This is a genomic window from Sphingobium salicis subsp. salicis (assembly GCF_049472635.1).
GTDB lineage: Bacteria > Pseudomonadota > Alphaproteobacteria > Sphingomonadales > Sphingomonadaceae > Sphingobium > Sphingobium yanoikuyae_A.
The window spans coordinates 1,617,059-1,632,485 of record NZ_JAYRCS010000001.1 but is presented as its reverse complement, the minus strand read 5'-3'; the positions used below and the strand labels follow the sequence as shown (position 1 = coordinate 1,632,485).

11 protein-coding genes are annotated in these 15,427 nt (G+C 64.0%); all 11 read left to right on the top strand.

What is annotated here, in order from left to right; translation table 11 throughout:
- Nucleotides 1-121 precede the first annotated feature (121 nt).
- The 11 genes from VHN57_RS07715 to VHN57_RS07665 all read left to right on the top strand — a co-directional run bounded on the left by VHN57_RS07715 (nucleotide 122) and on the right by VHN57_RS07665 (nucleotide 15,403).
- Nucleotides 122-2,767 carry a TonB-dependent receptor gene (locus VHN57_RS07715; RefSeq protein WP_423283391.1) on the top strand — a complete coding sequence of 882 codons (2,646 nt, stop codon included), beginning with the start codon at nucleotides 122-124 and terminating at the stop codon, nucleotides 2,765-2,767.
- 7 nt (nucleotides 2,768-2,774) lie between these two features.
- Nucleotides 2,775-3,725: a 2-dehydro-3-deoxygalactonokinase gene (locus tag VHN57_RS07710; protein ID WP_278988568.1), complete on the top strand. Its 951-nt coding sequence runs from the start codon at nucleotides 2,775-2,777 to the stop codon at nucleotides 3,723-3,725.
- The gene (locus tag VHN57_RS07705; protein WP_423283389.1) at nucleotides 3,722-4,957 is read left to right on the top strand and encodes an MFS transporter; all 1,236 of its coding nucleotides are present in this window, start codon (nucleotides 3,722-3,724) and stop codon (nucleotides 4,955-4,957) included. Before VHN57_RS07710 ends, VHN57_RS07705 begins: the two co-directional genes overlap by 4 nt.
- A 19-nt stretch (nucleotides 4,958-4,976) precedes the next feature.
- Nucleotides 4,977-6,398 (top strand): BNR-4 repeat-containing protein, encoded by a 1,422-nt coding sequence (locus VHN57_RS07700; protein ID WP_423283387.1) that lies wholly within the window; start codon nucleotides 4,977-4,979, stop codon nucleotides 6,396-6,398.
- Nucleotides 6,399-6,410: 12 nt separating this feature from the next.
- A complete protein-coding gene (locus VHN57_RS07695) occupies nucleotides 6,411-7,367 on the top strand; it encodes an alpha/beta hydrolase (RefSeq protein ID WP_423283385.1) in 957 nt (318 codons plus the stop codon).
- Between the two features lie 121 nt (nucleotides 7,368-7,488).
- Nucleotides 7,489-9,708, top strand: a complete 2,220-nt coding sequence (locus VHN57_RS07690) for a S9 family peptidase (protein WP_423283383.1) — start codon at nucleotides 7,489-7,491, stop codon at nucleotides 9,706-9,708.
- A gap of 157 nt (nucleotides 9,709-9,865) precedes the next feature.
- Nucleotides 9,866-10,891 carry an aspartate-semialdehyde dehydrogenase gene (locus VHN57_RS07685; RefSeq protein WP_278986318.1) on the top strand — a complete coding sequence of 342 codons (1,026 nt, stop codon included), beginning with the start codon at nucleotides 9,866-9,868 and terminating at the stop codon, nucleotides 10,889-10,891.
- 8 nt (nucleotides 10,892-10,899) lie between these two features.
- The gene (locus VHN57_RS07680) at nucleotides 10,900-11,583 is read left to right on the top strand and encodes a DUF2238 domain-containing protein (protein WP_278986320.1); all 684 of its coding nucleotides are present in this window, start codon (nucleotides 10,900-10,902) and stop codon (nucleotides 11,581-11,583) included.
- Nucleotides 11,580-12,341, top strand: a complete 762-nt coding sequence (locus VHN57_RS07675; RefSeq protein ID WP_097383323.1) for an alpha/beta fold hydrolase — start codon at nucleotides 11,580-11,582, stop codon at nucleotides 12,339-12,341. Before VHN57_RS07680 ends, VHN57_RS07675 begins: the two co-directional genes overlap by 4 nt.
- 58 nt (nucleotides 12,342-12,399) lie before the next feature.
- Nucleotides 12,400-14,223 (top strand): M2 family metallopeptidase, encoded by a 1,824-nt coding sequence (locus VHN57_RS07670; RefSeq protein WP_278986322.1) that lies wholly within the window; start codon nucleotides 12,400-12,402, stop codon nucleotides 14,221-14,223.
- Between the two features lie 31 nt (nucleotides 14,224-14,254).
- Nucleotides 14,255-15,403, top strand: a complete 1,149-nt coding sequence (locus VHN57_RS07665; RefSeq protein WP_125986020.1) for a GGDEF domain-containing protein — start codon at nucleotides 14,255-14,257, stop codon at nucleotides 15,401-15,403.
- The last annotated feature ends 24 nt before the right edge of the window (nucleotides 15,404-15,427 follow it).

Genomic DNA, 15,427 nt, shown 5'->3' with positions numbered 1-15,427 from the left:
CAAAATTGGCCAATTAAATCGATATAGAAGCAACAAATTTCAGATTTCGGGATTGACACGTCGCTAATTGTGCAACAATTTCCCTCTCAGAAGCACAATGCTCGCACAGGAGGGGATGAAGATGCGCAAGGTAGCAAAATGCGCGAGCCTGTTGGTACTGGCCACTACGGCCGCGTTTCCGACGATCGTAGCCGCCCAGGAAACTGCAGAGCCGCAGCCAGCCCAGGCGGCCGACAGCGCGGTCGCCGATATCGTCGTCACCGGCATTCGTCAGAGCCTGAGCAAGGGCATCGAGACCAAGCGCCAGGCTGTCACCTTCGTTGACTCGATCGTGGCCGAGGATGTCGGCAAGCTGCCCGACCAGAATATCGCGGAATCGCTCCAGCGCGTGTCGGGCGTGCAGATCCGCCGCTCGCTGGGCGATGGCACCAGCGTGTCGATCCGTGGCCTGCGTCAGAACCGGACCGAGGTGAATGGCCGGTCGCTGGTCAGCCCCTTCGGTCGCGGCCCCGGCGTGCCGGCCGATGCCGATTTCAATCCGCTGTCGCTTTATCCCGCCGAACTGATCAGCCGCCTGGAAGTCACCAAGCTGCTGTCGGCCGACCAGATTGACGGGTCGCTGGGCGGCACGGTCAACATCATCACCCGCAAGCCGCTCGACGCGCCGAACACGATGGTCGCCGGCCGGATCGAGGGCAGCTATGCCGACATGCTCGACCGTAAGGGTGTCAGCGGTTCGCTGCTCTATTCGCGCAATTTCGATGATCGGTTTGGCGTGCTCGTGAATGTGACTGCATCCGACCGGCCGATCCAGGAAGACAGCTTCAACAGCTTCGCCGGCTTTCTGCCGCTGACCGGCGCGTTCGACCCCAATGGCGATGGCGTGGCCGACAATGATCCCAATGGCGACGGCCTGGCCGGCACCTATATCGCCGACCTCCGCTATCAGCGGCTGCGCGAACGCCGCAAGCGGCTTGGCGCCAATGTCGTGTTGCAATGGCGACCCACCGACGAACTCGAGCTGTCGCTGGACACCGTCTATGCCGCCGGCAAGGCCAAGCGCCGCCGCAACTGGTTCGCCGTCGCGCTGACCAGCAATGGCGCGGACTATGTCGACTACAGCTTCTCGCCCAATGAGGTGCTGGTCGCGGGCACGGTTCGCCGGCCGCTGCAGGGCAATGACGAGCGGCTGACGATCAAGGATGACTCGCTCTCCAGCGCGCTCAACCTGCGTTATGAGAAGGGGCCGTGGACGATCAAGGCGGAGGGCAGCTATTCGGATGCCCAGCTCAACTACAACCAGACCTATGTCCGCACCCAGACGCGGGCATCCTATCTGACCTCGTTCGATTTCACCGGCGGCGGCGTGCCGCAACTGACCCTGCCGTCGGGCGTCGACCTGCTCGATCCGTCGCTCTACAATTATTCCAACTTCTTCGATAACCGCTTTGAATCCAATGCGAAGGAATATGCCGGCCGGGTCGACCTGCGCTATGCGATCGAAAGCGGCGTGCTGGACTCCTTCGAGGTCGGCGGCCGTATCGCCAAGCTCAAGACCGCGCGCAATTCGCTGCTGTCACAGCTCACCTCCTCGGTCCGCCTGACCGATCGGGATGCGGCGCTCTATGAGGTCGGCAGCTTCCCCGATCTGCTGGGTGGCAAGGCGCCCTTTGCCCAATCCTATCTGGTCGGCAATCCGTTCGGCACCGGCGCGGACTTTGCATGCGAGGCGATATTGGGCAGTTGCACGCCGCGCGTGCTGGACCCCACCGCCTCCTACAAGCTCGATGAAGTCACCAAGGCTGGCTATGTGAAGCTCAATCTGAAGGGCGATCTGGGCAGCATTCCCTTCTCCGGCAATATCGGTCTGCGTTACACCCGCACCGACCGCGATGCGGTGTCCGCGCTGCGCCGCGCCGACGGGACGTTCCAGCCGGTCACTGCCTCGCCATCTTATGAGGACTGGTTGCCGAGCGCGGTGCTGAAATTCGACCTGACCGACAAGCTGGTCGCCCGTGTCGGCGCGGCCAAGGTCGTCGGCCTGCCGGACTCGCAGGATCTGAGTCCCGGCCTGCTGCTCAACCGCATCGTCTATACCGGGACCGGCGGCAATCCGAACCTCAAGCCCTTCCGCGCGGACCAGTATGACGTGTCGCTGGAATGGTATTTCCGCCAGGGATCGGCGCTGACGGTCGGCCTGTTCTACAAGGATATCGGCTCCTTCCTGACCACCCGCTCGACCTTCGAGGATGTGCCGGGTGAGGCCCAGCAATTCCTGGTCACGCGCAAGGTCAATGGCGAGGGCGGCAAGCTCAAGGGCGCGGAAGTGATGCTGCAGCTGCCGTTCAACTTCCTGGATGGCTTTGCCAGCGGCTTCGGCATTCTGGCGAACTACAGCTATATCGACAGCAGCACGCCGTTCGTGAATGCCCGCACCGGCGCTACCCTGCCACTGGAAGGGCTGTCCAAGCATAATGCCAATCTGGTCGGCTATTATGAAAAGGATGGGTTCGGCCTGCGCGTCGCCTATAACTATCGCTCGGGCTATCTCGACAGTGTGACGGCGGGTGGCGAAGGCTCCTTCTTCAAGCCCTATGAGACGATCGACGCATCGATCCGCTATGATTTTGGCGCCTTCGGCATTTATGCCGAGGCCGGCAACCTGACCAACGAGAAGCAGATCCGCTATACCGGCGCGCCCGAAGCGATCGCCCTCTATGCCGAGCAGGGCCGCCGCTTCGCCATCGGCGCCAACTTCAAGTTCTGAGGACGGGATGACTATGCTGATCGCGGGCGATTGGGGATCAAGCAACATGCGCCTCCACCTGTGCCGGGTGGAGGAGGGGCGGCTGGTCCCGGTCGAGACGGTGCGTGGCAAGGGCGCCAAGGATGTGACGGATCATGAAGCCGCCTTCCGCGCGGCGGCAGGGGACTGGATCGATCGTCATGGTCCGATGCCGGTGCTGCTGTCGGGCATGATCGGGTCGACCATCGGCTGGCGCGAGGCAGCCTATCTGTCTTGCCCGGCCGGGCCGGAGGCGATGGCCGGCGCGCTGCTGCGGTTCCACGCGGCGGGATGTCGGGTGGCGATCGTGCCGGGTCTGTCCTGCCGCAACATCTTTGGCCAGCCCGATGTGATGCGCGGCGAAGAAGTGCAACTGTTCGGCTGGCTGGCTGGCGTGGCCGATGATGATAGCGAACGGCTGATCTGCCTGCCGGGCACCCATGCCAAATGGGTGCGGGCGCGCGGGCGGACGGTGCTGGATTTCGTCACCTCTATGCAGGGGGAAATGCGCGAGCTGCTGCTCGCCCATGGCCTGCTCGGTCGGTCGTTGGCAAAACCCTATGATCCGGCCGCGCCGACCGACATCGCCGCCTTCGATGTCGGAGCCGGGCTGGTGATCGATAATCCGAGCTTGGCGATCGAACATGGACTGTTCGCGCTGCGCAGTCGCATCCTGATGGGCGAACTGACCAGCGACGCCGCGCCTTCCTTCCTGTCCGGGTTGATGATCGGTGCGGAGGTCCGCGACGCGGTCGCCGCCCATCGCGCGCGCGGCATGGCGGTGGACACCATCGTCCTGGTCGGCGCGGAACTGCTGGTCGATCTCTATGGCCGGGTCTGCGATCGCGTGGGGATCGCGATCGAAAAGGCGGCGGGCGACGGCACCGCGCTTGCCGGCCTGTCGGCGATCGCCGCGCGCATGGAGGCCGCCGCCGCATGATCGAGGGGAAGGCCCGCAAGATCAGATGGGCGATCCTGGCGATGCTGTTCGCCTCGACCGTGATCAACTATCTCGACCGGCAGGCGCTTTCGATCCTGGCGACGACGGTGCAGCAAGACCTGCATATGGATGATATCGCCTATGCGCGCGTCGTCCAGGCTTTCCTGATTGCCTATACCTTCGCCTATCTGATGGCCGGCCGGGTGACCGACTGGCTGGGCACGCGTCTGTCTTTGGCGCTGTTCGTGGGCTGGTGGTCGCTGGCGAACCTGCTGACCGGCTTCGTCCGGTCGGCAGGGGAGCTGGGCGCGGCGCGCTTCGCGCTGGGGCTGGGAGAGGCCGGCAATTATACCGCCGGGCCCAAGGCGGTTTCGGAACATTTTCCGCCCAAGGAACGGGGTATAGCGCTCGGCATCTATACGGCCGGGGCGATGATCGGCGCGACGCTGGCGCCGCCGCTGATCGCCGGCATCGCGCTGCATTTCGGCTGGCGCGCAGCGTTCATCGCCACCGGTGCGGCGGGGCTTGTCTGGCTGGTCGTCTGGCTGATGGTCTATCCGCGCAGCGCGCCGGAGCCGAAGGAGGAGCGGATCAGCGAGGGCGCCCTATGGGGCCGCATCCTGCGCGACCGGTCGGTCTGGCTGCTTGCCGGTGCCCGTGCGGTCGCCGATCCAGTCTGGTATTTCTACCTCTTCTGGTTCCCCAAATATCTGACGGACATCTATGGCCTGACCCTGATCGCGGTCGCGTCCATGGCGTGGATCGTCTATCTCGCGGCCGACCTTGGCAGCATCGGCGGGGGCTTCTTCTCCAGCCGGTTGATCGCGCGTGGCGTGGCGCCAGCAACCAGCCGCATCATCGTGATGGGTGCGGCCGCGCTGGTGGCGCCGCTCGGTGCGATCGCGGCCAGCCATCCGGCCCTGCCGATCCTGTTCGCGCTCGCCTCTGCCGTGGCCTTCGCCCATCTGGTGTTCCAGATCAATATCAGCACGCTGATCGTCGATCTCTATCCCACCCGAATCGTCGCCACCGTGTTCGGCGTGGTCGCGGCGGGCAGCGGGCTTGGCGGGCTGCTCTCGACCCAATTGGTCGGCCAGCTTGTCGCGGGCGGTGCGTTCGAACGCAGCTTCCTGCTGATGGCGCTGCTCCATCCGATCGCCTTTCTGCTTGCCTTCCTGGCGCTGCGCAGTGCGCGCCGGTCCAATGAGGAAGGCCAACTCGTCCACGCATAACAACAAGTGGGAGAGGAAGATGAAGCGTTTCTATCGACTGGCAGGGGGACTGGCCCTTGCCGGAACGGCGTCGGCTGCGCTGCTGCTGAGCAATACGGCCACCACGGGCGGCGCCAGCCGATCGACCAGCGCCATTGCTAACTGGGTCAGCCTCGGCAGCCCGCTCCAGGCCACGGCGGAAGAACCGATGGCCGCTGCGCTCGCCGCCAGCATCAGCGTCGAGCGGGTGCCGCGCGACGCGGACTCCTCCAACCAGGCCGCCTGGTGGGTGCCGATCGCGCTGGCCCCCGACGGCACGCTCTATGTCGCCTTCGACAGCCCGCCCGCGTCCGGCGCGGCCGGCAGCCACGAGGTCAAGATCGGCAAGCGCGACACGAGCGGCACCTGGACCTTCGCCGTGCTGCGCAATCCCGATGGCACGGTCTGGACCGAGGCGGACGATATCGGGCACAAGCAGCCGACCATCGCGGTCGACGGCACGGGCGTGCTGCATGTCTGGGCCGACATGCACAATCTGTCGGATGGCATGCGCTATTTCCGCGCCGATGCGCCCGGTGGCATGAGCTTCACCCGCCAGACCGATATCCCCGCCACCGGCCTCTATACCTATCCGGTCGCCAAGCGGGCGCCCAATGGCGACGTCTATCTGATGATCCGCAGCTATGATGCGGTGACCTATGATGGCGAGGGCGAACTGTTTCGCTGGGCCATGTCTGGCAGCAGCGGCAACTGGAGTCATGTCGGCACCTTTGCCGCCGCCAATGATGCGGTCGTCTATCCCGACGATATGACATTCGGCAGCGACGGCAGCGTTCATCTGCTGTGGGAATGGGCCAAGTCGCTGCCCCGGTCGCTGCGTCATTATGGCAGCTATCTGCGCTATTCGCCGACCGGCGGCGGCTGGAGCTATGCCGATGGCACGGCGGCAACGCTGCCGGCGGGCCTCGCCAATGCCAAGCTCTTCTTCCTGCCGCTCCAGTCGGGCGAGGTCTTCACCACCGACCAGACGCTCAAAGGCTTGCAGAGCGCCAAGCTGGCGCTCGACGATTATAACCAGCCGACCATCGCCTATCGCTATCGTCCGACCGACGGCAGCGGCGACGCCAATTTCGACGTCTGGCGCGTGCGCTGGAGCGGCACCGGCTGGACCAGCCGGGAAAAAGTCTACGCCGCCAGCAACAATGTGCCCGCGGCGCTGGGCATATCGCGCACGGCGGCGCAGGTCCGCGTCTATTTCGCCACCACCGGCGAAGGGCTGCGCCAGGGGCTGAAGACATCGACGGCGTCGGGCTGGACGATTACCGACCTCGCGCCCGGCAAGGCGATAACGCGGCTTGCCACGGTGCCGCTGTCGGCCGACACCGACATCATCTATGGCGCCGCGCCGACCGATGTGAACAGCACCACCGGCAGCGTCTATCTGACGCAGGTGACGAACTGAAAGGGAGACGGGATGATAGGCAGTCGACGCGAATTTCTGGCGGCGGTGGCAAGTTCACCGCTGTTCGGCCGCTTTTCCGCGGCCACCGACGAGCCGACGCAAATCATCCCGCTCTGGCCCGACGGCGTGCCGGGCGGCAAGATACCGGCCATCACCGAGGTGGTGGACGACCAGATCGACACGCTGGGCTATCGCTATCGCGTTGGCATCCATGTGACGCGGCCGACCCTGTCCTGGTTCGCGGCGGCCAAGCCCACGGGGGCGGCGGTGCTGATCATACCGGGCGGCGGCTATTCGCGGGTCGGCGTCGATCGGGAAGGCTATGAGTGTGCGCGCTGGATGGCCGACATGGGTATCCATGCCTTCGTCCTGCGCTATCGCCTGCCGGCCGATCGCTGGGCAGCGGGCGCCGATGTCGCGCTGCAGGATGCGCAGCGGGCGATGCGGCTGATCCGGGCCGGGCGCAGCGGCGGCTGGACCGTCGATCCGCAGAGGGTGCTGGTGCTGGGCGGATCGGCAGGCGGTCATCTGGCCGGGAGCCTGTGCATGCGGCCCAACGACCGCATCTATCCGATGGCGGAAAGTGCGGACCATCTGTCGGCCCGGCCGGACGGGGCGATCCTGCTCTATCCGGTGGTGACGATGGCCGGCGCCACCAATGGCGGCAGCCGAAGGTCGCTGATCGGCGACGATCCGACTGACGCCCAGATTACGGCCTATTCGCTGGACAAGATCGTGGCGTCGACCACGCCGCCAATGATCCTGTTCCATTCGGTTCATGACCGCACCGTCCCGGTCGACCAGTCGCTCACCCTGTTCGGCGCGGTGCGCGCGGCGCAGGGGGCGATCGACATGCATCTGTTCGACGAAGGCAGTCATGGCGTCGGCCTGCGCGGCGATCCGGCCCAGCCCTTTGCCGACTGGCCGACAATCGCGCGCAAATGGCAGGTGCGGAGCGGGCTGGTCTGAGTGTTGGGGGGGGCGTGGCAGGAGGACATATTCTTCCAACCGATTGATCTTTTCCGTCGCATCGCGCTAAGCCCGGCCGATATTGTGGCGCCCGATCGGGCGCTGCCCGGAAAGGATGAGCATGTCCCCATATCTGAAGGCCGGCGCTGCGTTGGGCGCCTTGCTGCTGTTTCCCGTCACAGCCGCGCAGGCGCAGCAAAAGCTGACGCTGGAGCGTGTGTTCGCAAGCCCCGACCTTGCCGGCCCGCAGCCGCGTGCGCTCAAGCTCTCGCCCGACGGCAAGCTGGTAACCTTGCTCAAGCCGCGCGCTGACGAGAAGGAGCGGCTCGACCTGTGGGCGATCGACACCGCGACCGGCGCCGAGCGCATGCTGGTGGATTCGAAGAAGACCGGCAGCGGCGCGGAACTGAGCGAAGCGGAAAAGATGCAGCGCGAGCGCGACCGCTCGGTCGCCGGCAGCACCGGCATCACCAGCTATGACTGGTCGCCCGATGGCAAGACCATCCTGGTGCCGGTCGATGGCGATCTCTATCTCGCCGCGCTTGACGGCAAGGTCACCCGCCTCACCGACACGCCGGACGGCGAACTCAATGGCGTGGTCAGCCCAAAGGGCGGCTTCGTGTCGTTCGTGCGGGGCGGCAACCTGTTCGTGCAGCCGATGAACGACAGCGAGAAGCAACTGACCCAAGGCGCCAGCGATACGGTCAGCTGGGGCGTGTCGGAATTCGTCGCGCAGGAGGAAATGGATCGGCGCACCGGCTATTGGTGGTCACCGACCGACGCGATGATCGCGGTCGCGCGGGTTGATGAAAGCCCGGTCGGGATTGTCACCCGCACCGCGATTGGCGGGGAGGGCACCAAGGTTTATCAGCAGCGCTATCCCGCCGCCGGCACGCCCAACGCCATCGTCGATCTCTTCGTGATGAAGGCGGACGGCTCCGGCCAGGTGCAGGTTGACCTTGGCGCCGACAAGAATGTCTATATCGCCCGTGTCGACTGGTCGAAGGATGGCAAGACCCTCTATGTCCAGCGCGAAAGCCGGGACCAGCAGCGCCTGGACCTGCTCGCGGTCGATCCGGCTACGGGCAAGGCGAAGGTCGTCCTGACCGAAACGTCGAAGAGCTGGATCAACCTCAGCAACAATTTCACGCCGCTGAGCGACGGCAGCTTCCTGTGGTGGTCGGAAAAGACCGGCCATGGCCATCTCTACCATGTGCGCGACGGCAAATGGACCGCGCTGACCAGCGGCGAGTGGGAAGTGCGCGACATTGTCGGTGTGGATGAGGGCAAGGGCCTGGTCTATTTCACCGGCAATCGCGACACGCCGCTGGAGCAGCAGCTCTATGTCGCATCGCTGGCCAAGACCGGCCCGCTCAAGGCGCTTACCGCCAAGGGTTGGTGGAACGACGCGGTGATGGACGGCGCGGCCAGCCGGATCGTCGTCACCCGCCAGAATGCCGACCAGCCCAAGCAGGTCTATCTGGCCGACAGCGGCGGCAAGCAGTTGCAATGGATTTCGGAAAATGCGCTGAAGGGCGATCATCCCTACGCACCCTATCTGGCGAGCCACGCCAGGACCGTGTTCGGCACCGTCAAGGCGGCCGATGGCAGCACGCTCTACACCAAGATGCTGACCCCGCCGATGCAGCCGGGCAAGCGCTATCCGGTATTCATGATCCATTATGGCGGTCCGGGTGCCGGGCGCCAGGTGACAAACACATGGAGCGGCGCGCTCAACCAATATCTGGTCGACCGGGGCTGGATCGTCTTTTCGATCGACAATCGCGGCACGCCCGATCGCGGCAAGGCGTTCGAGGACCAGATCCATCGCGCCATGGGCACCGTCGAGGTCGACGATCAGCTGAAGGGCGTCGAATGGCTGAAGGCCCAGCCCTTCGTCGATCCCGAGCGGATCGCCACCTATGGCTGGTCCTATGGCGGCTATATGTCGCTCAAGCTGGCGGAAAAGGCGCCGGGTACGTTCGCCGCGATCGTCTCGGGCGCGCCGGTGACGAAATGGGAGTTTTACGACACCCATTATACCGAACGCTATCTGGGCCAGCCGCAGGACAAGCCCAGCGCCTATCCCGGCTCGGACGCGGTCGATGACGCGGTGAAAATCAAGGATCCGCTGCTGTTGATCCACGGCATGTCGGACGACAATGTCGTGTTCGACAATTCCACCGCGCTGATGGCCAAGATGCAGGGCGCGGCCGTGCCGTTCGAACTGATGGTCTATCCGGGGCAGACGCACCGCGTCGGCGGTCCCAAGATTAGCGTTCACCTCTGGACCACGATCGAGAATTTCCTGCGCGAGCAAGGTGTCGATCCGGCCAAGTGAAGGTCGGGCGTGAGGAGTAAGGGATGGGTGGCGTCGGCCGTGCCGGCGCCACCTCCCACCCCGTGACTATCGCTGGCAATAGCCCTTCTTTCTGGACAAATCGCGCCACTGCGCTATGCGCCACCCCGCAATACTGCATGGAGTGGAGTGTTAAGTCATGGGTTATAAGGTCGTCGTCGTTGGTGCCACCGGTAATGTGGGCCGCGAGATGCTGACCATTCTCGCCGAACGCGAATTCCCGATTGACGAGATCGCGGCGGTTGCATCGCCCCGGTCGCAGGGCACCGAAATTGATTTCGGTGACACCGGCAAGACACTCAAATGCAAAAATATTGAACATTTCGATTTCACCGGCTGGGACATCGCCCTGTTCGCGGCAGGCTCCGGTCCGACCGCCGAATATGCGCCCAAGGCGGCGGCGGCCGGCTGCATCGTGATCGACAATTCGTCGCTCTATCGCATGGACCCGGACGTGCCGCTGATCGTGCCCGAAGTGAACCCGGACGCGATCGATGGCTATGTGAAGAAGAACATCATCGCCAACCCCAACTGCTCGACCGCGCAGATGGTCGTGGCGCTGAAGCCTTTGCATGACGCCGCCAAGATCAAGCGCGTCGTCGTCGCCACCTACCAGTCGGTGTCGGGCGCCGGCAAGGAAGGCATGGACGAGCTGTTCGAGCAGTCGCGCAACATCTTCGTCGGCGATCCGGCCGAGCCGAAGAAGTTCACCAAGCAGATCGCCTTCAACGTGATCCCGCATATCGACGTCTTCCTGGACGATGGTTCGACCAAGGAAGAATGGAAGATGGTCGCGGAAACCAAGAAGATCCTCGATCCCAAGATCAAGCTGACCGCGACCTGCGTACGCGTGCCGGTGTTTGTCGGCCATAGCGAAGCGATCAACATCGAGTTCGAGAATGAGATTTCGGCGAAGGAAGCGCAGGACATCCTGCGTGAGGCGCCGGGCATCATGCTGGTCGATAAGCGCGAGGACGGCGGTTACATCACGCCGATCGAATGCGTCGGCGATTTCGCGACCTTCATCAGCCGCGTGCGTGAGGATTCGACTATCGAGAACGGCATCAACCTGTGGTGCGTCAGCGACAATCTGCGCAAGGGCGCGGCGCTGAACGCAGTGCAGATCGCCGAACTGCTGGGCCGTCGCCACCTCAAGAAGGGCTGAGCCTGCACATGATCTCCGGCGCTGTCGCGACATGGAAAGCCCTTCCTGTCGCGCAGCGCCGGATGATCGCCACCCTGCTGGTGGCAATCGGGCTGGCCAATGTCGCGCAGCCCTTTCCCGATCTCGCGCCGTTGCAGCATGGGCCGACTGTGCTGCTGACGATCGGCGCGCCTTGGATGCTGAGACGCTGGCCGCTGTCGAGCCAATCGGTCGGCTGCATCTGGCTGTTCCTGCTGCTTCACACATTGGGCGCGCGCTGGATCTACAGCTATGTGCCCTATGACGATTGGGCGCGGATGCTCAGCGGACATGATATTTCCAGCCTGCTTGGCCTCCATCGCAATGCCTATGACCGGCTCGTCCATTTCGCCTTTGGGGCATTGCTGACCGCACCGGTGGCGGAGATTGCGCGACGCAAGGGCAGCTTGCGCCATGGCTGGAGCCTGGCCTTCGCCTTTGCCGCGATCGGCCTTGGCAGTGCGCTTTACGAGATATTCGAATGGCTGCTGACGGTGATCGCCGCCGGCGAGACCGCCGACTATTATAATGGCCAGCAGGGCGATGTGTGGGATCCGCAGAAGGACATGGCCGCCGCCCAGGTCGGCAGCGCCCTTGCCCTGATCGCGCTCTTGCGCGGGCGCGGCGGAGATCCTATCGGCGAGACCCCACGCCCCGAAGGACCAGTGCAATGACCGACCTGCAGATCGAACGCCATGATATCAAGGGCCTGGGCGGCCTGCCGATTGCGGTGCATGTCGTGGGAGAGGGACGCGACCTGGTGCTGATCCATGGCTATTTCTCCAATGCCTGGACCAACTGGATCCGCTACGGCCATGCCGCCAAGCTGGTGGAGGCAGGTTTCCGCCTGATCATGCCGGACCTGCGCGGTCATGGCGAAAGCGGCAAGCCTCATGACGCAGCGGCCTATCCGGCCGATGCGCTGACCGAAGACAATCTGGCGCTGGTCGAGCAGATGGGCCTGACCGACTATGATCTGGGCGGCTATTCGCTGGGCGCGCGCACGACCGTGCGGATGCTGGCGCGCGGCGCGACTCCGCGCCGGGTGATCCTGGCCGGCATGGGCCTGCGCGGCCTGACCAAGACACTCGACAAGGGCGGCTATTACAAGAAGGTGCTGACCAATCTCGGCACGTTCGAGCGCGGCACGTCGGAATGGATGACCGAGGCGTTCCTCAAGACCACCAAGGGCGATCCGGTGGCGATGCTGCATATCCTCAACACCTTCGTCGACACTGACGAGGCGACGATTGCCGGTTTCCAGCAGCCGACCGAAGTGATCTGCGGCGCCGACGACCAGGACAACGGCATCGCGCAGGAACTGGTCGATGCACTGCCCAACGGCCGCTATGTCGAGATTCCGGGCAATCATATGAACGCCGTCACCCGCAAGGAGCTGGGCCAGGCGATGGTCGATTTCCTGACCGCTTGACTGTCTCGCCCGCCTAATCCACCTTGGCCCCATAAGAAGACCTGAGGGGCCAAGTTCCATGAAAATCGCCATTTCGATCGCCGCGCTTGCGGCTGCCCTTGTTGCATCGCCGGTGCTGGCGCAGCAGGCGCCGACCACGCAGCAGCCGACCGCTGCCGAGGCCGAAGCCTTCCTGACCAAGGCGGAGAAGGCGCTGTTCGATCAGTCGCTGATCAGCAGCCGGGCCGCCTGGATCAATGCGACCTACATCACCGACGACACCGACGCGCTCGCTTCCTATTTCGGTGCGATCGATACGACGATGCGGGTCGATTATGCGCTGGAGGCGGCCAAGTTCGCGACCGCGCCGGGCCTGACCGAAGAGACCAGGCGCCGCCTGACGCTGCTACGCACGGCGCTGACCTTGCCCGCGCCGACCACGCCGGGTGCCTCGCAGGAACTCAACGATCTCGCGACCAAACTCCAGTCCACCTATGGCAAGGGCAAGGGTACGCTCAAGGGTCAGCCGATCAACGGCAGCGACATCGAAGAGAAGATGGGCACGGACCGCAATCCGGACGAGCTCAAGGAAATGTGGGTCAGCTGGCACGACAATGTCGGCGCGCCGATGCGCGGCGACTATGCCAAGCTGGTGACGATCGCCAACCAGGGTGCCAAGGAACTGGGCTTTGCCGATACCGGCGCGATGTGGCGGTCGAAATATGACATGCCGGCCGATGATTTCGCCAAGCTGACCGACAAGATCTGGGCCGAGGTGAAGCCGCTCTACGATGATCTGCACTGCTATACCCGCACCAAGCTCAACGAGAAATATGGCGATGCCGTCCAGCCCAAGACGGGACCGATCCGCGCGGACCTGCTCGGAAACATGTGGGCGCAGGAATGGGGCAATATCTATGATATCGTCGCGCCCGCCGGCGCCGGCGACCTGGGCTATGACATCACCGACCTGCTGACGGCCAAGAATTACGATCCGATCAAGATGGTGAAGACGGGCGAAGGCTTCTACAGCTCGCTCGGCTTTGCGCCGCTGCCGCAGACCTTCTGGGATCGTTCGCAGATTACCAAGCCCCGCGACCGCGAGGTGATCTGCCACGCTTCCGCCTGGGATCTGGATAACAAGGACGATATCCGGATCAAGATGTGTACCAAGGTGAATGGCGACGATTTCGTCACCATCCATCATGAGCTGGGCCATAATTATTATCAGCGCGCCTATAATATCCAGAAGCCGCTCTATCTCGACGGCGCCAATGACGGCTTCCATGAGGCGATCGGCGATTTCATCGCGCTGTCCATCACGCCCGACTATCTGGTGAAGATCGGCCTGCTCGATCCTGCCAAGGTGCCGGGCACCGACAAGGATCTGGGTCTGTTGCTGCGCCAAGCGATGGACAAGGTCGCCTTCCTGCCGTTCGGCCTGCTTATCGACAAATGGCGCTGGGGCGTGTTCGACGGATCGATCCCGGAATCCAAATATGAGTCGGCCTGGACCGACCTGCGCCGTCAGTATCAGGGCATCGTTCCGCCGGTGTCCCGTGACGAGACGAAGTTCGATGCAGGCGCGAAATTCCATATCCCCGGCAATACGCCCTATACCCGCTATTTCCTGGCGCGCGTGCTGCAGTTCCAATTCTATGAGGCGGCCTGCCGCCAGTCCGGCTGGAAGGGGCCGCTCCATCGCTGCTCCTTCTATGGAAACAAGGCGGTAGGTGAGAAACTTGACGCCATGTTGAAGATGGGCGCATCCAAGCCCTGGCCCGATGCGTTGCAGGCCTTCACCGGTAGCCGTGAGATGTCGGGCAAGGCGCTGGTCAATTATTTCGCGCCGCTTCAGACATGGCTGAAGGCGCAGAATAAGGGCAAGTCCTGCGGCTGGTAAGTCGCCGTAAAAATTGGTAAATGGCCGGCGCATGAGCGCGCCGGCCGTTATTCTTTCCCTGCTTTTCGGTACTGCCCTGGTGATGACCATCGCCATGGGTGTTTCATGGCTGCATTTCGGCCGCCAGAGACATGTGCTGACCTGGACCGCATCCTATGCGGTCGCCATCCTCCAATGGATCGCCAATGCAGGTGGCTATTTCCTGCACAGCCGCTGGCTGTTCATCCTGACCGGCATCGGCCTCATTGTCAGCGCGTCGCTACTGGCGATCGGCATCCGTCAGCGTTCGGGCCGCCCTTTGCAATTGCTCGCCTTTGCCGTCCCGGCTGTCCTGGTGAGCCTGGCAATGGCGATTGCGATCGGGCCGGTGGGTAGTCAGATCATGCAGGGGATGATCATTCCTGCCTATGTCGGTCTGCTCATGGCGGTCAGTGCGCTGTCGCTCTGGCCGCGCAATCGCTCCTTCACGCCGCCCGAGCTGGCCTTCTTCGCCGCGCTGCTCGCCTTTGCTCTGGGTCAGCTGGCGCTGGCCACATCGGCAGCCCTGATCCGCGGTCCGGAGGACGGCAAGGAACTCTACCGCGCGATCCTCGGGCTGTTCATGCCGACCGTCTATGTCGGCACGGCGGTTACGGCCGTGCTGGTGGTGGCGGGCGACCTGGCCCAGCAGCTTCGGCAGCAGATGATGCATGATCCGCTGACCAACGTCCTCAATCGGCGCGGTATCGAGGAAGCGGCCGAACGGGCGATCGCCAACGCCCGACGGCAGGGACGACCGGTGGCGCTGGTCATTTGCGATCTGGATGGCTTCAAGGGGCTGAATGACGGCTATGGTCATATGGCGGGCGACGCAGCGTTGCGCGGCTTTGCCCATCTGCTGACCAACGCGGTACGGCGCGGTGATGTGGTCGGCCGCCTGGGTGGCGACGAGTTCGGCCTGCTGATGGTGGATACCGGTGCAGAGGTCGCGGCCGATGCGATGGAGCGCGTGCGGGCGGAAATCAGTTGCCTGCGCCTTGGCGAAGCTCCCCAGGCGCTGCTGCGGGCGAGCTTTGGCGTTACCGATTTGCGGCCGGATGATCGGGAACTGGACGATCTGGTCGCGCGGGCCGATGCGGCGCTCTATGCGGCGAAGCGCGAGGGCAAGAACCGGGTCACGGTATCCCGCGCCGCCGCCTGATCCGTCGGATCGGGCGACAGCGCG

Excerpts from the sequence above, each read along its gene's own strand:
- VHN57_RS07715 (WP_423283391.1), top strand. The coding sequence starts at position 122 with ATGCGCAAGGTAGCAAAATGCGCGAGCCTGTTGGTACTGGCCACTACG.
- VHN57_RS07710 (WP_278988568.1), top strand. The coding sequence starts at position 2,775 with ATGACTATGCTGATCGCGGGCGATTGGGGATCAAGCAACATGCGCCTC.
- VHN57_RS07705 (WP_423283389.1), top strand. The coding sequence starts at position 3,722 with ATGATCGAGGGGAAGGCCCGCAAGATCAGATGGGCGATCCTGGCGATG.
- VHN57_RS07700 (WP_423283387.1), top strand. The coding sequence starts at position 4,977 with ATGAAGCGTTTCTATCGACTGGCAGGGGGACTGGCCCTTGCCGGAACG.
- VHN57_RS07695 (WP_423283385.1), top strand. The coding sequence starts at position 6,411 with ATGATAGGCAGTCGACGCGAATTTCTGGCGGCGGTGGCAAGTTCACCG.
- VHN57_RS07690 (WP_423283383.1), top strand. The coding sequence starts at position 7,489 with ATGTCCCCATATCTGAAGGCCGGCGCTGCGTTGGGCGCCTTGCTGCTG.
- VHN57_RS07685 (WP_278986318.1), top strand. The coding sequence starts at position 9,866 with ATGGGTTATAAGGTCGTCGTCGTTGGTGCCACCGGTAATGTGGGCCGC.
- VHN57_RS07680 (WP_278986320.1), top strand. The coding sequence starts at position 10,900 with ATGATCTCCGGCGCTGTCGCGACATGGAAAGCCCTTCCTGTCGCGCAG.
- VHN57_RS07675 (WP_097383323.1), top strand. The coding sequence starts at position 11,580 with ATGACCGACCTGCAGATCGAACGCCATGATATCAAGGGCCTGGGCGGC.
- VHN57_RS07670 (WP_278986322.1), top strand. The coding sequence starts at position 12,400 with ATGAAAATCGCCATTTCGATCGCCGCGCTTGCGGCTGCCCTTGTTGCA.
- VHN57_RS07665 (WP_125986020.1), top strand. The coding sequence starts at position 14,255 with ATGAGCGCGCCGGCCGTTATTCTTTCCCTGCTTTTCGGTACTGCCCTG.